We start from the raw sequence: 17,221 nt of genomic DNA, 5'->3' as shown, positions 1-17,221 counted from the left end.
TGCTCCGTATTCAGATTGCATATATCTCGTTGAGTTCAGGGATGTTGGCAATATTGACATACCCTCTGTGGAAAAACGTAGCATGAGAGTAGCAACGTCACCTTTATGAATTAAGGCAAAAAGTCGCGTGGCGTCGAATCCAGTATGGAGCGAAAAGCCGCCGTAAATGCAGCCGGGCATGAGAAGCCAAGCTGATATGCGACCTGTTTGATTGAGATGCCATTTGCGAGAAGATCTAACGAAGCGCAAATCCTGGCTCTCTGCTTCCAGGTTCTGAAACTAAATCCAGTATCCTTAATAAACAATCGCGAAAATGTACGCTCAGACATGGTGGCGATAAAAGCCAGATCGCTCAGCGATGCTTCCCAGCGATGATTAACCAACAGTTCTCTGGCTGCACAGGCTAGTCGTTCATCATGCGGCATTGGAAGCTCCGCAGCTAAAGGGGGAGCCTCGCTGAGAATTTCCAGAAGCAACAGGGCCATTTTTCGTTGGCTCGGTCTGTTGTAGTCATTACTGAATAGCCCGGCGATCAGCTCTTTCACCAGTGCTGTAGCAGTAATCACATGCACCTGGTTACTCTTCGTAAAATTCGCACATTCAGCGATAAGGTTGCGGCTGAAATAGACGGCCCGCAGGTCTGTATGTGAAAGCAGGTTGTAACTATGGATCTGAAGAGGCGGTAGCCATAATGCGCGCTGAGGCGGTATGACCCAACGATTACTCTCTGTTTCAACCAGCATAACCCCTCTGGTGGCAAAGAGCAGTTGCCCCTCAAGGTGGTGATGAGGAGGGTCTGCCTCTCCGCGTTGATAGCTTATCGCGGTGCCTGACCAGCCTGTAGCTTCATCATGTCTTGGCGCTTTATCTATACTACCTGGCATTTCAGATTTAGCCCCTGCAATTATGATATCGAAACCGGAACCATCCGCAGTAAGGCCTTAATGGATGGGGGAGGTATTTCTGATGCAGATTATCACAGGTATTACAGGAACATAGCCTAATGCGAGTACACTTTATCGTACATGAAAGTTTTGAAGCGCCGGGCGCCTATGAAACATGGGCCAGAAGCCACGGCCATGATGTGACCTTTTCACGCGTATATGCAGGGGATGTGCTGCCGTCTGACGCTAAAGGCATCGATTTTCTGATCGTTATGGGTGGCCCGCAAGATCCCGCCACTACTCTGGAGGAGTGCCCGCACTTCGATTCCAAAGGCGAGCAGGCGCTCATTCATTGTGCTGTTAACACCGGTAAGGTCGTGATTGGCATCTGTCTCGGATCACAGCTGATCGGTGAAGCCCTGGGGGCGTCGTTCGCTCACAGCCCTGAAAAAGAGATTGGTAAATTCCCGATCACGCTGACAGAAGAGGGCAGCAAAGATGAGTTGTTTTCTCACTTTGCGAAGTCGCTTAAAGTCGGTCACTGGCATAACGATATGCCGGGTCTGACGGCGGATGCAAAAATCATCGCCTATAGCGAGGGATGCCCGCGCCAGATCGTTTCATACTCGGATCGTGTCATTGGTTTTCAGTGCCATATGGAACTGACACCGGAAATTGTGGAATTGCTGATTGAGCATTCAGAGAAAGATCTGAACCGCGCCGCGGACTATCGCTTCGTTAATACCCGAGAAGAGCTTCGTGCGCATGATTACAGCGAAATGAACCAGGCGCTATTTGGCTTTCTGGATAAACTGGAAGCACGTTACAAATCAGCGTAACCCCGGAATATAGCCCGGTGATGCGTTTATCCGGGCATTTTTCAAGGTTTGCTACGCGTAAATGGACGTACCCTGCAATCAGCACCAACTTTGCGTAGCCAGAATATCCACTCTCAAGGCTCACATCAGGATCATAAAAGCTCACCAGCGAGCCTGCTTGCTTATCAGCGTATGACGCTAACGTTTTCCAGTTTTACCGGGGTTTCAGGTTTATCACCCACTTGCATAGATACCGGGACAAAGATGTTAAATTCTTGCAGCCAGGCAAGTTTAGTACTGCTTTCCCGCTGTCCTTCGGTCGTATCATGACACTCAACTAACAGATACTTCCCGGTAAACTCTGGTGTAATGCTGCTTGCGTCACCTTCTTTCGTTACGTCGCAGCGTAACGTTGAAGCCGTAACTTTCTTGTCGGCATCAATACTGTCCCATTGCGCCTGATAGTGCTGGCCTTTCGCTAACGGGAAATGCAGATCCGTCTGCAATTTGTTAAGCACTGACGCCCCATGACTGATGGACATTGCGAACTTAAGTTGTAGCTGATTAGCCAGCGTTAAACGTTGTACGGTCCAGATACCATATTCCTCTAACTTGCGGATATAACCATCTGGTTGCACATCCAATTGTACTTTGACCTTCCCGAACGCGCTGGCTTCGGTATAACGAATCTGTTTAAAACGTGCCTGCGCCCAGGGTTTGATAATGGATTGTGCCTGCTGCTCAATTCCGGCAGGGAGGGGATATTTATTCAGCCATTGCGGATTGTTATTACTCAGATCGGGCATTGTTGGCCCCATCAGCGTTGATGCTTTTTTGTTAGCGGCAGGTACGAAATGTCCTTCGGCGGAGAATATTTTGCCGGCTGGTAATTGGCAGAGCTGCGCGAAACGTTGTGCCTTTTCAGGGCTAATAGTGAAGCTACTCTTGCGGCGAATAATATCAGCAGTGATGAGTGAGTCCGTAACGCGTCCATCGCTATCGAAGTTCATTGCAGCGACAGCGTCGCCCTGATGGGTTTTACAGTTGTAAATGTAATGTTCAATTTTTAATACCAGCGGCGCATCGTAAGGTGGTTCCCAAATGATATCTGCAAAGTCATATCCCATGCGTACCGATAAAATATCACCCTTGCGCTGAATGCTATTAACATCGACAAGTTCGGTAATGCCCGTTGCAGAGGTGGCTGATAATTTTTCCCATCGCGCCTCCTTTATCGGTAGCTCGCAAACCTTGCGGATATCCTCTGCCGTCATTTGCTTATCATCCTGTGCCGGCCCATAGCGGAGGTAGCTGTTGCCGTAAAAGCGGGCTTTGGTTAACCCCTCCTCGTTAAGTAAGTCCCTGTACAGAACTTGTGCCTGGCCCTGCCGGCAATCAACGGAACGCCATTGCTGCGCTGTTTTGCCGTTATTAAAGTTTAAGGACAACATGTAATTCACACGATCATGAATTCTGGTGACAGATAAGGGGTTCATACTCACATCTGTCACCGCAACGTTATCTGCAGCCTGAACGAAAGACATCGGCAAGAGAGTGAGAAAAAAAAGCGGGCGCATTAAAGAGGGTATTCTGTACATACATGTTCCTTCATATATCAATTAAGAAATAACACTATCGGCCTCAAGGCGTAAATTATTAGTCTGACTTAAATGTGTACCTGAGAAAACAAGCCAGCTCAGCGATGAAGATAAAACGCGTTACGCTTATCATCAGGCTGAACATCTGACACAGCTGCGGCGTTATGGGCTGGTTCTGGCGCGTAACCGAGAGGTTGTCGAAGAACTCGTTCAGTCTGTCTGTTTCCGTGTGCCTGAAAAAAGCGCGCAGTTCACCCTGGCAGCCGCATTGACAGTTGGTTATTCATCATCCTCCACGCCATCTGGATTTCAGAAATACGTGCCCGCCGTGTTTTTTATTCGTTTCCAGCTACACATTGATTAACACTGGCAAAAATTAACAGTGCCTGCTTCGGGCGCTTTACAGACGAACCCAGTGACCTGGCCGCCGCGCTCTGCTGTCCGGGCCAGAAATCGCCCCCCAGAGTGCTTCGTGCAAATGCGCCTGGTGCGGAGACATTGTTTAAACATCAGAAAAGGGTCCTGGGTCTGACAGTTTTTTTAAGCAAAATACCAGCCATCGATGTTAATTTTTGCTGTAAGGTAAAGGTTGTGTTGTCGTTGAGTCTCTCTTCTCAATCGTGATGTCAGGTCTTATGGAGTTTGTACTGTGAATGCGAAATTAATTGAGCCTTTGATGTCAGATTTATATTTGCTGGAGCCTTTGGATAAATCGCATGCGCCCGGTATGTATGCCGGCTTGTCTATTGAATCGGATTATAAATATATTCCATCCAACCCGCCGGCAAGCCTGGCTGAGTTGATAGCGCGTTATGAGAGAGTTTCACAGCGGCATTCGCCAGATAAACGCGAAATATGGCTAAATTGGGTCATTATAAATCGTAAATCGGGCGCATATCTGGGATACGTTCAGTCGACCATTATGACTGATGAGTGCTGGGCATATATTGCTTACCATGTGTTTGGGGCATATCAAAGAAAAGGGGTGGCAAAACAGTGTGTGCGCATGTTGATAGATTATTTATTTAATCATTATAACTTGTCTCATGTCGATGCATTGATCGACTCCCGGAATCTGGCCTCTGTCCGTTTAATGGAATGTTTGCAACTCAAAAAAATTAATGAGTTAAAAGATGCGGATTTTTTCAAAGGATCTACAAGCGATGAATTTCATTACAGAATTTTTAACAGTGAATGGGCGATGAAGACGTGTAGTTATGACTCTGAGTAACAGAATGAAGAGAATATATTGCCATGGGGTAGGGCGATAAATAAAGTGTGATTTTTACATCCTCATCCGTTCAGCTAATTTTTTTGAGACTCAGAAATTCCCTGTAGCTATTTTACTTTTAAACCAGGCTTTCCATTGCCTGTATTACTAAACCAGTACTTTCAGATAACAGAAATCGATACCGCTTCGACTGGCGCGACATAACATCACGCTGATAAAACAGGCATCCAGCAAGGACAGTAACCGGATGCCCGGACAGGCAGGGAACGTTACAGGCCCAGCTCAGATAAACCTGGATGGTCATCCGGACGGCGTCCCAGAGGCCAGTGGAACTTGCGCTCACTCTCTTTGATAGGCATGTCATTGATACAGGCGTAGCGATGATGCATCAGCCCGTCTTCACCAAATTCCCAGTTTTCGTTCCCGTAAGAACGGAACCAGTTACCGGAGTCATCGCGCCACTCATAAGCGTAGCGGACCGCAATGCGGTTACCGTCAAATGCCCAGAGTTCTTTGATGAGACGGTACTCCAGCTCTTTTTTCCACTTACGCGCGAGGAATTCCCTGGCTTCTTCACGATCATTGGCAAACTCTGCGCGGTTGCGCCATTTGGTATCCAGAGAGTAGGCAAGGGATACTTTTTCGGCATCGCGGCTGTTCCAGCCGTCCTCAGCAAGCCTTACTTTTTCAATTGCTGATTCGCGGGTGAACGGCGGAAGGGGCGGACGGACTTGTGAAGCGGACATGGTGGTGCCTCCGGAATAATTGGATATTTCAGTGAGTATTTCATCTTTAGAAAAGAGGTCTCTGCTATGAGACCTGTTTCAGTAACAGCTGAGCGACAGCTTTTGCATCATCGGCGGCGCTGTAATCACCCATTACGCGTGACATGGTGATGGCGCCTTCAATCAGTATCAGTAACTGCCGGGCCAGAGGTAACGACTGCGCTGTATTCAGTTGTCCGGTCAGTTCAAGCACGTAATCGAGTAGTTTCTGTTTGTGAAGCCTGGCGATTTGACGAATTGGATCCGCAGGATCTCCCACTTCGCCTGCCGTGTTGATAAACGCGCATCCGCGATAACCCTCCGATTCGAACCAGCCTTTAAGCACGGTGAACATGTTCAGGATGCGCTCCTGCGGCGTATCCGCCTTGTTACATTCCGTTCTGAACCATTCCATCCAGCGTACATCGCGCGCATTCAGCGCCGCCGCTGCCACTTCGTCCTTGTTCGTGAAATGGTGATAAATACTTTTCCGGGCCACGCCTGAGCTCTTCACCAGGAGATCCATACCGGTGGCATGAATACCGTTCTGGTAGATGAGTTCTTCAGCGGTCGCGAGAATTCTCTCCCGCGTGTTTGTCGTGTTTTTGTTCATAGGATGATGGTAGAACGATCGTTCTCCCTCGGTCAAGAGTTAGTTGATAATCTTTTTGCCTGGTGACGGAAGGCATGCGAAAAATGGTTTTAAATCAATAAGAAATTACAGTTCGGGCATAAAAATCAATACAAAGTGTACTTCACCGGAACGGAAAACCGATATCCGGCAGGGCAATCTGTACGCTCTGAGCGTGAAGGGGGAATGTAGCGCCTGGGGAGGAGATTAAAAAGCCCAGTAAAAATAAGGCTGTTTTTTGTTTCTGGTGTTAATGAATCAGTTGCGCAGGGCCGCTTTGTTTGAAGGGCGGCCCGATAACGCCAGACTTTCTTTAACTGCGCGTTCCATCTGGGGTCTGTTGAGAATGAGAGAGGTGCGCTCACCGGGCACAGTCAATCTGAATTCATCAGTGAGTGGCATAAGGGATATCAGATACCATTGCCCTTTTAATAAAAGCCAGTTCATTTTATACCTCGATCACTATACGGTGAGTTTGACCGACCCACAGATCCCGATGATTACTGCTTTTCCTGCTAACGCAAATTACAGGTGCGGTTAAACTCTGGCACTCTTCATAAGAGGCCAGAATCATTATGCATTCTTCCTGTTCCGGAAGGCTGCCACTTTCATCCGATTGCCGCAGGTTGCCATACTGCACCAGCGGCGGCGATGAGATTTGCTCAAATCGTGAAAGAGCAAAATACAGTTATGGGCTTCGCACTGACGCACATATTCGAATTTGTCATCAGTGACCAGCTTCACCAGGCTGTCGGCAACAGGCCAGAGAAGAGTGGCAGGGCTATTCATCGCTGAACGAACCTCAATACGGTATTGCTGTGTAGCGTTATCCCATTGCAGCCTTGTCTCAGGATGCCCTTTATCAAGGATCCTGTTAATCACCGTCAGATCCGATGCAACGGATTCCATAGCGGCATGCACAACAGCTCTGGCCGCGCCGCGCAGCTGGCGAGCCTCAACCAGCAACCCGGCAGGAGCTTGAGTGCCTTTCGGCACCAGACCCGCCGTTTCCAGCCAGTCTATGACGCTGAGATCGCTCCCAAAACAATCATGTCGTTCATCACCTGTTCCGTATTCGCTGTTGATGAAATCCAGCGCGAGGTTATCGGCCAGGAAGAGAGGTTGAGAAGAAAGCGGTTTGATTTCCATACATGTCCGTAACTCATAAAATCATTTTGACAGGTTACCAGATTCCCATGTAACCTTCAATTTCACACTTTAAAGGTTACATGAGGTTATCATGGCTGCTTCCACTTCCGGATCATCTGCGGCAGAGAGTGCATCTGCCCCGTCGACTAAGCAGGTTCATTACCGCTATAAACAGGCCGGCAACGTTAACGTTTTCTACCGTGAAGCCGGTGATGACACGGCGCCGGTATTACTTATGCTTCATGGTTTCGCAGGTTCATCGTTTATGTTTCGTGACCTTTTTAGCCAACTGGCCGATCGCTATCATCTGATCGCGCCAGATCTACCGGCCTTTGGTTTTACCGAGGCTCCGGGGCAGGGCGCCTGGGCATACACCTTTGACCAGCTTGCAGAGACAATCGATCGGTTTACAGAGGAGCTCGGCCTGCATCGCTATGCGCTTATGGTTCATGACTATGGCGCGCCAGTCGGGTGGCGACTGGCAGCCGCGCATCCGGAGCGGGTGACGGCGATCATTTCTCAGAATGGCAACGCCTATGAAGAGGGGCTGGGAGAGGCCTGGGCACCTGTGCAGCGATACTGGCGCGAACCCACGCCGGAAAACCGCAGTGCGTTGCAGGAATTCCCCACTCCTGCTTCTATCAAATGGCAGTATCTGGAAGGTGTTAGCGATCCGTCTCTGGTTTCGCCTGATGGTTATACTCTTGAAGGGATGCAGGTATCGAGGCCGGGCAATGCGGAGATCCAACTGGATCTGTTGCTGGATTACGCCTCGAATGTGAAAAAGTATCCCTCCTTCCAGCGCTATTTCCGCGAGTACCAGCCACCTTTGCTGGCCGTCTGGGGAAAAAATGACCCGTTTTTCCTCGCGGCGGGTGCTCAGGCATGGAAACGTGATCTGCCAGACGCAGAGATAAACTTTTATGACACTGGCCACTTCGCACTGGAAACGCATGCAAAAGAGATAGGTATGGCCATTCGTGATTTTCTGGACCGGCATCTCTGCCAGCCAGATTAGCGACGCGCCTGGCACAGTGGCCCGAACCGGGAATAGGTCTTGAGCTCTACCGGGCCAGTAAAGTGGCGCTGAATATGTTGGCTCGTTGTATATATATGGATATGAAGCCGGGGGAACATACTGTCCTGTCAATCCATCCGGGCTGGGCGGCGACAGCAATGGGTACACTCGATGGTGCAGTTGAAGCAGAGATTGATGTGAAAACCAGCGTCAATGGAATGGTTGATGTGATTGAACTGCATCGCAATGATAAAGAACATCTGTTCCTCGACTATGAGAATAACATCTGGCCGTGGTGAAAAGTCCAGAAACGCGCCAGTAATCTCACCGGTTATTATATTTGTTTTGAAATAACAGAAGAGGTTATCAGAAGAGTAATCAGCAGAGGAAAATATTGCTTAATGTAAGTTTCATCCTCGTGCGCGCCGGGCTTTTAAACCATGACAAGTAACGCTGGTAACGTAGCAATGTCTAAACGTCCGCTCCTGTTCGGAGCGGACATTCCTGATCTCTCCTTCGGGATATGCTGCCATCTTATTTCCTGGCCGTGTTAAGCCCAATTGTGTCACTTACTCAGCCAGGTATGGCCCTGCAGATATAATCGGCTGGTGGGTTTAATACTCTGCAATACAATAACACGTTTTTAACAGCCAGTAATTTATTGATTAGAAACAATAAAATTAATATTATCGCAGCCTGTTAATAAGGAAATTCTTAAAAAGAATTATAAATTGTAAAATTTATACATGGCTGAAAAAGGGCTTGATATGCTGTGCTTCTCCGGGAAAAGGTGGACAGGAAAACATCATGCTTTTAAACGAAAAAGCTGCACCTTATGAAAAAGAATATAGGGTTAAGCGGCATGGCAATAAGAGCATTAAAAGTATTTTTCTTAAAGATGATCATCGCTTTAAGAATTATATGGGGTTAAATTTTAGAAACGCTGACTTAACAGGTGAAGATCTTTCATTCAGTGATCTGAGGAATACCGATTTTTCATACGCATGCTTGCGAGGCGCAAACCTTAGCTATTGTGCTTTGAAAGGGGCAATCTTTGATTATGCCAATTGTTATGGCGTGAATTTTACTGAAAGCGATCCTGAAAATGCGAGTTTTTACAAAACGGTTTCAGAGTCAGATGCGTTATCTGATTCCGTGGTAAAACCCGATCTGCTGGTTTCAATCTATATGCCTACGTGGAACCGGGAGGAGTTAGCAAAGCGCGCCGTTGAATCAATATTAAAACAGGAATATACGAACTGGGAGTTAATTATTGTTGATGATTGCTCTCCAAATTACCTTAATCTTCAGGGATTTATTGAAGGGCTGGCGGACTCACGTATAAAATATATCAGAAATGATTATAATTCCGGTGCGTGTGCTGTCAGGAATCAGGCAATTAAGCTGGCTAATGGTTATTTCATTACTGGCATTGATGATGACGATGAGTGGTTGCCAAATCGGTTGACATCCTTCCTGAAGGAGCAACATAAACTTAATCAGCATGCGTTTTTATATGCCGATGATTATATTTGTGATTCATCAGGCTATCTTTCGCTGGAGAGTTTGAGGATTTATCCAAAACCAGATTATAGCCAGCAATTATTCAATAAAAAGAACATCGTCGGCAATCAAGTCTTCACTTTAACGTCGCGTTTGCAGGCTGTCCTTTTTGATACACAGCTTGCAGCAGCGCAAGATTATGATGCTTTTTATCGGCTTGCGGAACACTATGGTGGACCCTTTAAAATAAAAACTGCCACTCAGATTCTTTACGTAAACCATGGTGAAGTAAGAATCACCGCGTCCAGGAAAAAATTTTCTGGGTATTTCTCTTTTTATAAAAAACACAGCAGTAAGTTCGATAAGACAAGCAAGAAATACCAGCTTTTCACGCTTTATTATATTCGAAAGAAACCAATGTCCTTCCGGGTTTTCAGAAGCTTAATGTGCTTGCGTAATGTTAAGCGCTACATGATGCTGCATACCGTGTTCAAGGATAAGAAATTTTAAAAATTACAAGCTTAAATTGCCCGGTATATTTGGGGCGGGTAATGCTACGTAATTATCTCGCAGGAGTGATGCTGCGCAGCGTTACGCCCATATCCCGACACTTTGCATAGCTTAAGTCAGGCAAAGGGGAGAGTGAAAACGTCCGGGGCAACTCGTTGCCCACGCTTACGTGCCTGTTTCCCGGTTCATACTGATTTGCGCCATTCAGGATGAACCGGGAGCATCGTCACTCTCTCTGCTACAGCCACTTTGTCCGCGACGCCCGGTGATACTGAAACTCGCCGCTTTTAGCCGCTAATGACACCCACGGCTTGTCACATTCCTCTGCGTATGGCGCCGACAGCGTCAACGTCAAAAATTCTCATCTCTGCTTTACATTTCATTCATGATATTGATAATCATTATCAAAATATTTCTTATTGTTGTTATTTGTTTCTCTTACGGAATGATCCCCAAACGATGGGGAATAATTATTGAGGGTTGTTTGCATGAGATTTTCCCCTTTATACGGCGCGATGGCTCTGGTCTTCACGTCTGCGCTTTATGCGCAGGAGGCGACAAGTAGTGATGATGAACTGATTGTTAGCGCGACGCGTACGGAGGGGTCGCGTAATGATTCCCCTCAGGTCATTAAGGTCATAAGTGAAAAAGAAATTGCCCAACAACGGCAAATCACCTCAGACACTTCACAGATTCTCAGCAATTTGCTGCCGTCATTCTCGCCGCCACGGCAAAAGATGTCCGGCAGTGGAGAAACGCTTCGCGGGCGTACGCCGCTGGTAATGATTGACGGTATTCCACAGTCAAACCCGCTGCGTCCGACCGGACGCGAAATGCATACCATTGACTCGTCGATGATTGAGCGCATCGAGGTAATTAAAGGGGCAAACGCCAGCAACGGCGTCGGCGCAACAGGTGGCGTGATAAATATCATCACGAAACGGGCACAGCCTGGCACCGTAAACCAGCATTTCAGCGTGGAAACCACTACCCCTACGGCAGAGTTTGACCGGGACACGCTGGCGTATAAAACCAATTACAGCATCAATGGCAGCGAAGAGTATATCGACTATCTCTTTTCGCTGAGCTATGAAGACCAGGGGCTATTTAAGGATGCGGATAATCACGCCATTGGCGTTGATAATACGCAGGGCGACCTGATGGACTCCCGCGCGTGGGACATGCTGGCTAAGGTGGGGTACTGGCTGGATAACGATCAGCGCATCCAATTGAGTCTCAACCGCTACCGTCTGAAAAACAAAGATAACTACGTTAGCGTGAGGGGCGACCGCGACGCTGGCGTGCTTACCACTTCGGTTAAGGGCAACCCGCAAGGCAGTGCGCCCCATAATGATGTCTGGACTGTAGGTACAACCTACGATAATTACAATCTCGCGGGCATGAAGCTGACGGCACTTGCTTATTATCAGCGCTATGAAGCCTTGTTTGGCGCAACCAACTCATCCTCTTTCCAGGACCCTGCCATTGCGCCCATTGGCACCCTCTACGATCAGAGCCGGGCCTACACCGACAAATACGGCAGCAAAATTGCGCTGACGAAGGATGACATCTGGGATGACCGCATCAAAGCGACGCTGGGGTTTGATACCCTGTTTGATAGCTCGAAGCAGGACTTGTGGTCAACCGGGCGCACCTATGTGCCGGAAATTAATTACACCGACCTGTCTCCTTTCCTGCAACTGGAATTTGCCCCCGTCGAATCGGTGAAATTAAGCGGCGGCGTGCGCTATGAGTACGCGCGTCTGAACATCGACAGTTATCAGACGGTGTGGGCGAATGACCGGGTAAAAGTGGAGGGCGGAACACCCTCTTTCGACCAGACGCTTTATAACGCAGGTGTGGTGTGGACCCCCGTTGAGCCGCTCAGCCTGTTTGCCAGTTACAGCGAAGGCTTTACCGTGCCGGATGTCGGGCGCGTGCTGCGCGGCATCGATACGCCGGGGATTAAACTCAATGAATATAGTGGCCTGCAGCCCATCGTCACGAAAAACAGCGAGGTCGGGTTCCGGGTGCAACAAGCCCCGTTTGATTTTGAGGCCAGTTATTACAAATCCACCTCGAAACTGGGTAGTCGTGTGGAACTGGTCAATGATGCGTTTGTCGCCCGCCGCGAAAAAACAGAAATTGATGGCGTGGAGGTTAGCGCGGGTTACAGCCCCAATGCGGACCACAAACTGACCCTCGCCTGGTCGCACATGCGCGGTCGTTATGACAGCGATGACAACGGCAGCCTGGATGCAAAACTCGATGTCCTCAATATCTCCCCGGATCGCATCATCGCCAGCTGGTCGGCCAACTGGAATGCTCAACTGAGCACATTCCTGCAGGCTAACTGGGCCTTAAGTAAAGAATTTGACGACGCGGAGAAAGATTTTTCCGGCTATGCGCTGGTGGATGCTGCCGTGGCTTACAAACTGCCTTACGGCAAGTTGAACCTCGGGATCTCTAACCTGCTGAATAAGCAGTACGTCACTTACTATTCCCAGAGTGCGTCTGTCGACCCGGACCGTTATTTCGCGGGTCGCGGGCGCACGGCAACGCTCGGCTACAGTATTGATTTTTGACGCAGACCGCCCCTTTGCGGGGCGGTATCAATGATGATGAAAAACACATTCTCATTTTCTCTGACGCGTCGACGCCTACTCCAGTCACTGCTACTGGGAGTTGTCTCACCGGCGTTATATGCCCGCCAACCGGCCATCCCGCGCGCCGTGTCTCTTTTCCAGGGGGCGACCGACAGCCTGGCTGCGCTGGGTGTCACCCCTGCCGGCATTGTTGAGTCCTGGGCGGAGAAACCGGTTTACCGCTATCTGCGCCCACAGCTTTCCGGCGTACCACAGCTCGGGCTGGAAACGCAGCCTGCGCTGGAAAAAATCGTGTTACTCAAGCCGGATATTATTTTTGCATCCCGTTTCCGTCATCAGGATGTCGCGCCGCTGATGCGAAAAATTGCCCCTGTTGCGCTGCTGGATGATGTGTTTGAGTTCAGGAAAACGCTGACGGTAGTGGCAGAAAACCTGGCGATGAAAAGTGCCGCAGACCGTCTGCTTGAACGCTGGGATGCGCGAGTTGCCTCCCTGCGTAGCCTTATCCCGGCGCGATTTAATGCGACGAACGGGCCGCAGGTCTCGGTAATTGAGGTGCGTCCCGATCACATTCGCAGCTACGTTGCGCGAAGCTTTCCAGGCTCGGTGATGTCCGAACTGGGTTTTACCTGGAATGAACAGGCAATGCAGGCGCAAAGCGCATCGTTGCGTTTCTCAGGTATGGAGAATATTCCCTTGCTGGACGCCGATATCTTTTTCATTTTGCTGCGGGCAAACAGCCCGGCGATCGCCCGGCAGTACCAAACACTATCGGCACATCCGCTATGGCAGCAGATGCGTGCGGTGAAAGCGGGGCAGTTATGGCTCGTGGACAGCGTGCCCTGGAGTTTGTCCGGGGGCATTCTGGGGGCGAATCAAATCCTCAATGATGTGGAATACGCACTACTCAGGGGGCGGCCATGAGAGGAAAATTTCTGTTCTGTGGTCTGCTGCTGGCGGTGATGGCAGTGGTCAGTATGATGACGGGCACCCGCTTTTATACCGTCGCGCAGTTAACAAAAGCGCTGTACGATGCGGACCCGACCAGTGCGGTGGATACCATTATTCGTACTTCACGTTTACCGCGAACTCTGCTGGCGATGGGCGTGGGCGCTTTTCTGGCGGTGGCGGGCGGGTTGATGCAGGCACTGACCCATAACCCGCTAGCCTCACCGGGGCTGTTTGGCGTTAATGCGGGGGCGGCGTTAATGATTGTGCTGGTGGGCAGCTTTTTTGCCATTGGCTCCCCCTGGCTAACATTGTGGCTGGCATTCACCGGCGCGTGTGTCACCGGCACGCTGGTCTGGTTTAGCAGCCGGATCAGTAAAGGCCAGCTCAACCCATTGCGTCTGGTGCTGGCGGGCGTCGCCATTACCGCGCTGTGTAACGCCTTTACTCAGGCGATACTGGTCATCGATCAGGAAACGCTCGATACCATGCTGTTCTGGCTGGCGGGCAGCCTTGCGGGTAATGATCTTGCGCATCTGTACCCGGTGCTGCTTCCCGGTGTGTTGCTGGTGGTCGCTGCCTGCCTGTTTGCCAGGCAAATGAATGTGCTCAATGCCGGTGAAGAGATCGCGCGTGGGCTCGGGCTCAATATCGCCCTGGTGCGGTTGCTGGCAAGCGTCCTGGTGGTTGGGCTGGCGGGCTGCGCTGTGGCGCTGGCGGGCAATATTGGCTTTGTCGGGCTTATCGTCCCGCACATTGCGCGTCAGTTGTTTGGCAGTGACCTGCGCCAGTCGCTCCCGGCCAGTGCCTTGCTTGGCGCTCTGCTGTTACTGGTTGCCGACATTGCCGCCCGGGTGGTGATTTTGCCGCAGGAAGTCCCGGTTGGGGTGATGACGGCACTCATGGGCGCGCCGTTTTTTATTTTGCTGGCGCAGCGCAGGGGGAATCATGCCGGATAGCCAACTCCTGCGTCTGGGGCCATTTTCACGCCAGTTCTCCCCGCGTTTACTGCCGGTATTACTGGGGTGCTTACTCCTCACCTTGCTCGTTACCCTCGTGGCACTGAGTATCGGCGATGTGGCGATTTCGCTGCCGCAAACTTTTTGGCTCCTGTTCCGGCCCGACGCCCAACCTCAGAGTTTTATCCTGCATGAGTTACGTTTACCGCGCGTGGCGCTGGCGCTGCTGGCCGGAGGCGGGTTAGGAATGTCCGGGCTTATCATGCAAACACTGGTGCGAAACCCGCTGGCTTCGCCGGATACCCTGGGCGTAACGACCGGGGCGAGCGCCGGCGCGCTGATATGGCTCTCCTTTTTCAGTCTGCAATACGGCAGCGCATTGATGCCCTGGGCGGCGATGGCGGGAGCGGCCTGCGCTGTTGGGCTGATTTTCCTGCTTTCATGGCGTAAAGGACTTACGCCGCTGCGCCTGATCCTGACGGGTGTCGGTGTTTCGGCGCTGGCGGGGGCGCTCGTTACCTTAGTTCTGGTCCTGAGCCCTCTTACCACCACCTTTTCCGCCTGGGTGTGGCTAAGCGGCAGCGTATATGCCGCGACATGGGATAAAGTGCTGAAACTGCTGACGATTTATCTCTGCGTGCTCCCGTTGCTGCTTTTTTTGCTGCGCTACCTGAAAACATTGCAGCTGCATGATGAGCTGGCGAGCGGGCTTGGCGTGCGAGTTCATCCTCTGCGGGTGCTGCTGTTACTCGGCTGCGTAGTGCTCTCCGGTGGGGCGATTGCGCTGGTGGGGGCAATGGCTTTTGTCGGGCTGATAGCACCGCACATTGCCAGACTGGTGGTGCGTAACGGCTTTTTTAGTCAGGCATTTGTCACCGTTTGCGGTGGGGGCTGCATGGTGGTCACGGCTGATCTGTTGGCGCGAACTCTGTTTCGGCCCGCCGATCTTCCGGCCGGTATTTTTGTGGCGCTGGCCGGCGCACCCTTCTTTTTATGGCTGCTTATCCGGCAGCGAACGTAACTGATGAGGAAAACGTGTCTCTCACAACGCAAAAGCTGAGCATCAGCTACCAGCAGCAGCAGGTGATCGATTCGCTGGATTTAGCCCTGCCAGCGGCAAAAGTGACGGTGCTGATTGGCAGCAACGGCTGCGGTAAAAGCACGCTGCTAAAAGCTATGGCGCGATTGCTGACGCCGCAGTCAGGTACGGTCATTCTTGATGGCGCGGACATTCACGCCAGCCATACGGCGCAGATTGCCCGCAAACTGGCCATCCTGCCGCAAACACCCGTCGCACCGGAGGGCATCACCGTGCGACAACTGGTGAGCCTCGGGCGTTTTCCTTACCAGAACTGGTTGCGTCAGTGGTCACAGGAAGATGAACAGCAGGTGGAGGAGGCGTTACGCCTGACCGGAACCGCAGCCCTGCAGCATCGTCCGGTGGATGCGTTATCCGGCGGGCAGCGTCAGCGGGTGTGGATTGCCATGACGCTGGCGCAGGCGACGAACACCGTATTGCTGGACGAGCCTACAACCTACCTTGACCTGGCGCATCAGATAGAGATTCTGGAATTATTGCGCGGGCTGAATCAGTCACAGGGCAAAACCATTGTGATGGTTTTGCACGATCTGAACCTGGCCTGTCGGTATGCCGATCATCTGGTGGCCGTGCATAAAGGCCGGGTATATGCACAGGGGACGCCAGCGCAGATCATGACAGAAACCCTCGTGAGCGAGGTATTTAATCTGCGCTGCCGGATTATTGACGATCCCTTCTTCCATACGCCATTGTGCATCCCTTTTCCTGGAGAATCGCATGCTGACGATTGAGGAACATGCGTACCTGCAAGCCATGTTTCGCCTGCGCTCGCTCGGGCAGGCAGACAGGCGCAGCGTGACGGGCGAGGCAATGCGGGATGCGCAAACCTGCCGGGCGATACTCGAGCGTGTGATGCCGCTGATCGGCGCGCCGGACATGGCGGTTGCGGCGTCACTTTTCGCCAAAAGGGTGGCATTTCTCGCCTCCGGGAATGTGCTCTATGCGATGAGTGTATTTGATAAAGGCCTGCCGTTATCACTCAATAGCTGTCGGCTGGAATATGCGCATGACGACGGTTTATGGAGCTCGTCGCTGCCGGTCGAGGTGACTGCAACGGGTTACGCCCCAGGGGCGCGTGACGCGTGGCGTGAAGCTATTGTCACTACCTTATTCAGAAATTTCTTCGCACCGCTGTGGCAAAGTCTCTCGCAGGTGAGCGGTCTGCCACAGCATATTCTCTGGGAAAACACGGCGGTACGGGTCTATTCCTTATATCAGGGACGGATGGAAGGGCTTACCCTGGAGCAGGATAAACGCCAACGGGAGGATTTTGCCTGGCTGCTGGACGGGGCAGATTCGTCGCTGTTTGGTCTGCCATGGAACCCGCTCAAACGCTTTCGCCGCCCGCTACAAAGGAGCGCGGCGGGAAACATGGTGCGCTTTCGCCGCACCTGCTGTTTTTATTATAAAACGGTGCAGCCAGTGGAGTATTGCCACAATTGCCCGCTGTGCAAGGCAACCTGATTACGGGGCCGGACATGGTACTGGCTTCCGGTGGGAGAC

At 51.1% G+C, this 17,221-nt stretch carries 16 protein-coding genes and 2 pseudogenes; 13 read left to right on the top strand and 5 right to left on the bottom strand.

Annotation, left to right across the window (positions count from 1 at the left end; all coding sequences use genetic code 11):
- Nucleotides 1–110: 110 nt before the first annotated feature.
- Nucleotides 111–884 carry an AraC family transcriptional regulator gene (locus AAIG39_RS21580; protein ID WP_343194694.1) on the bottom strand — a complete coding sequence of 258 codons (774 nt, stop codon included), beginning with the start codon at nt 882–884 and terminating at the stop codon, nt 111–113.
- A gap of 119 nt (nt 885–1,003) precedes the next feature.
- Here AAIG39_RS21580 and AAIG39_RS21575 point away from each other — a divergent pair, with 119 nt between their 5' ends.
- The gene (locus tag AAIG39_RS21575) at nt 1,004–1,723 is read left to right on the top strand and encodes a type 1 glutamine amidotransferase (RefSeq protein WP_343194693.1); all 720 of its coding nucleotides are present in this window, start codon (nt 1,004–1,006) and stop codon (nt 1,721–1,723) included.
- Nucleotides 1,724–1,887: 164 nt separating this feature from the next.
- Here the strand turns inward: AAIG39_RS21575 and AAIG39_RS21570 are convergent, their stop codons facing one another.
- On the bottom strand, nt 1,888–3,321 hold the full coding sequence (locus AAIG39_RS21570) for a hypothetical protein (RefSeq protein WP_343194692.1): 1,434 nt from the start codon (nt 3,319–3,321) through the stop codon (nt 1,888–1,890).
- Nucleotides 3,322–3,370: 49 nt separating this feature from the next.
- Between AAIG39_RS21570 and AAIG39_RS25765 the strand changes: the two are divergent.
- Nucleotides 3,371–3,442, top strand: a pseudogene (locus tag AAIG39_RS25765) (tetratricopeptide repeat protein); the annotation flags it as partial.
- A 507-nt stretch (nt 3,443–3,949) separates the two neighbouring features.
- Nucleotides 3,950–4,531 carry a GNAT family N-acetyltransferase gene (locus AAIG39_RS21560; protein ID WP_343194691.1) on the top strand — a complete coding sequence of 194 codons (582 nt, stop codon included), beginning with the start codon at nt 3,950–3,952 and terminating at the stop codon, nt 4,529–4,531.
- A gap of 269 nt (nt 4,532–4,800) precedes the next feature.
- Here the strand turns inward: AAIG39_RS21560 and AAIG39_RS21555 are convergent, their stop codons facing one another.
- From AAIG39_RS21555 to AAIG39_RS21545, 3 genes are all read right to left on the bottom strand, one after another.
- Nucleotides 4,801–5,277, bottom strand: a complete 477-nt coding sequence (locus tag AAIG39_RS21555) for a nuclear transport factor 2 family protein (protein ID WP_343194690.1) — start codon at nt 5,275–5,277, stop codon at nt 4,801–4,803.
- A gap of 64 nt (nt 5,278–5,341) precedes the next feature.
- Nucleotides 5,342–5,908: a TetR/AcrR family transcriptional regulator gene (locus AAIG39_RS21550; protein WP_343194689.1), complete on the bottom strand. Its 567-nt coding sequence runs from the start codon at nt 5,906–5,908 to the stop codon at nt 5,342–5,344.
- Nucleotides 5,909–6,499: 591 nt separating this feature from the next.
- Entirely contained in the window at nt 6,500–7,075 is a 576-nt protein-coding gene (locus AAIG39_RS21545; RefSeq protein ID WP_343194688.1) for a CGNR zinc finger domain-containing protein, read from the bottom strand.
- A 91-nt stretch (nt 7,076–7,166) separates the two neighbouring features.
- Between AAIG39_RS21545 and AAIG39_RS21540 the strand changes: the two genes are divergently transcribed.
- From AAIG39_RS21540 to AAIG39_RS21495, 10 genes and pseudogenes are all read left to right on the top strand, one after another.
- The gene (locus AAIG39_RS21540) at nt 7,167–8,093 is read left to right on the top strand and encodes an alpha/beta fold hydrolase (protein WP_343194687.1); all 927 of its coding nucleotides are present in this window, start codon (nt 7,167–7,169) and stop codon (nt 8,091–8,093) included.
- Nucleotides 8,094–8,251: 158 nt separating this feature from the next.
- Complete coding sequence (locus AAIG39_RS21535; RefSeq protein WP_343194686.1) at nt 8,252–8,392, top strand: hypothetical protein; 141 nt, start codon at nt 8,252–8,254, stop codon at nt 8,390–8,392.
- 508 nt (nt 8,393–8,900) lie between these two features.
- Nucleotides 8,901–9,179 (top strand): annotated as a pseudogene (locus tag AAIG39_RS21530) (pentapeptide repeat-containing protein); the annotation flags it as partial.
- Nucleotides 9,180–9,248: 69 nt separating this feature from the next.
- A complete protein-coding gene (gene wcaA / locus AAIG39_RS21525) occupies nt 9,249–10,106 on the top strand; it encodes a colanic acid biosynthesis glycosyltransferase WcaA (RefSeq protein WP_249573133.1) in 858 nt (285 codons plus the stop codon).
- 488 nt (nt 10,107–10,594) lie between these two features.
- Nucleotides 10,595–12,691, top strand: coding sequence for a TonB-dependent receptor (locus tag AAIG39_RS21520; RefSeq protein WP_425503341.1), 2,097 nt, complete (start codon nt 10,595–10,597; stop codon nt 12,689–12,691).
- A 33-nt stretch (nt 12,692–12,724) separates the two neighbouring features.
- Nucleotides 12,725–13,636: an ABC transporter substrate-binding protein gene (locus AAIG39_RS21515; protein WP_343194695.1), complete on the top strand. Its 912-nt coding sequence runs from the start codon at nt 12,725–12,727 to the stop codon at nt 13,634–13,636.
- Complete coding sequence (locus tag AAIG39_RS21510; RefSeq protein ID WP_343194685.1) at nt 13,633–14,619, top strand: FecCD family ABC transporter permease; 987 nt, start codon at nt 13,633–13,635, stop codon at nt 14,617–14,619. The genes AAIG39_RS21515 and AAIG39_RS21510 overlap by 4 nt, the downstream gene beginning before the upstream one ends.
- Nucleotides 14,609–15,640, top strand: a complete 1,032-nt coding sequence (locus AAIG39_RS21505) for a FecCD family ABC transporter permease (protein ID WP_343194684.1) — start codon at nt 14,609–14,611, stop codon at nt 15,638–15,640. Before AAIG39_RS21510 ends, AAIG39_RS21505 begins: the two co-directional genes overlap by 11 nt.
- Nucleotides 15,613–16,449, top strand: coding sequence for an ABC transporter ATP-binding protein (locus AAIG39_RS21500; RefSeq protein WP_343194683.1), 837 nt, complete (start codon nt 15,613–15,615; stop codon nt 16,447–16,449). Before AAIG39_RS21505 ends, AAIG39_RS21500 begins: the two co-directional genes overlap by 28 nt.
- On the top strand, nt 16,436–17,182 hold the full coding sequence (locus AAIG39_RS21495) for an IucA/IucC family C-terminal-domain containing protein (RefSeq protein ID WP_343194682.1): 747 nt from the start codon (nt 16,436–16,438) through the stop codon (nt 17,180–17,182). The genes AAIG39_RS21500 and AAIG39_RS21495 overlap by 14 nt, the downstream gene beginning before the upstream one ends.
- Nucleotides 17,183–17,221: the final 39 nt, after the last annotated feature.

The organism is Phytobacter palmae, assembly GCF_039409775.1.
Taxonomy (GTDB): Bacteria; Pseudomonadota; Gammaproteobacteria; order Enterobacterales; family Enterobacteriaceae; genus Phytobacter; species Phytobacter palmae.
Note: the sequence above shows the minus strand (reverse complement) of the source record. Positions and strands in the feature narration are given on the sequence as shown.

What these genes read in the sequence shown, in the direction of transcription:
- AAIG39_RS21520 (WP_425503341.1), top strand. Translation starts at nt 10,595, where the DNA reads ATGAGATTTTCCCCTTTATACGGCGCGATGGCTCTGGTCTTCACGTCT.
- AAIG39_RS21550 (WP_343194689.1), bottom strand. Translation starts at nt 5,908, where the DNA reads ATGAACAAAAACACGACAAACACGCGGGAGAGAATTCTCGCGACCGCT.
- AAIG39_RS21575 (WP_343194693.1), top strand. Translation starts at nt 1,004, where the DNA reads ATGCGAGTACACTTTATCGTACATGAAAGTTTTGAAGCGCCGGGCGCC.
- AAIG39_RS21495 (WP_343194682.1), top strand. Translation starts at nt 16,436, where the DNA reads ATGCTGACGATTGAGGAACATGCGTACCTGCAAGCCATGTTTCGCCTG.
- AAIG39_RS21505 (WP_343194684.1), top strand. Translation starts at nt 14,609, where the DNA reads ATGCCGGATAGCCAACTCCTGCGTCTGGGGCCATTTTCACGCCAGTTC.
- AAIG39_RS21545 (WP_343194688.1), bottom strand. Translation starts at nt 7,075, where the DNA reads ATGGAAATCAAACCGCTTTCTTCTCAACCTCTCTTCCTGGCCGATAAC.
- AAIG39_RS21515 (WP_343194695.1), top strand. Translation starts at nt 12,725, where the DNA reads ATGATGAAAAACACATTCTCATTTTCTCTGACGCGTCGACGCCTACTC.
- AAIG39_RS21580 (WP_343194694.1), bottom strand. Translation starts at nt 884, where the DNA reads ATGCCAGGTAGTATAGATAAAGCGCCAAGACATGATGAAGCTACAGGC.
- AAIG39_RS21535 (WP_343194686.1), top strand. Translation starts at nt 8,252, where the DNA reads ATGGGTACACTCGATGGTGCAGTTGAAGCAGAGATTGATGTGAAAACC.
- AAIG39_RS21500 (WP_343194683.1), top strand. Translation starts at nt 15,613, where the DNA reads ATGGCTGCTTATCCGGCAGCGAACGTAACTGATGAGGAAAACGTGTCT.
- AAIG39_RS21510 (WP_343194685.1), top strand. Translation starts at nt 13,633, where the DNA reads ATGAGAGGAAAATTTCTGTTCTGTGGTCTGCTGCTGGCGGTGATGGCA.
- AAIG39_RS21555 (WP_343194690.1), bottom strand. Translation starts at nt 5,277, where the DNA reads ATGTCCGCTTCACAAGTCCGTCCGCCCCTTCCGCCGTTCACCCGCGAA.
- AAIG39_RS21540 (WP_343194687.1), top strand. Translation starts at nt 7,167, where the DNA reads ATGGCTGCTTCCACTTCCGGATCATCTGCGGCAGAGAGTGCATCTGCC.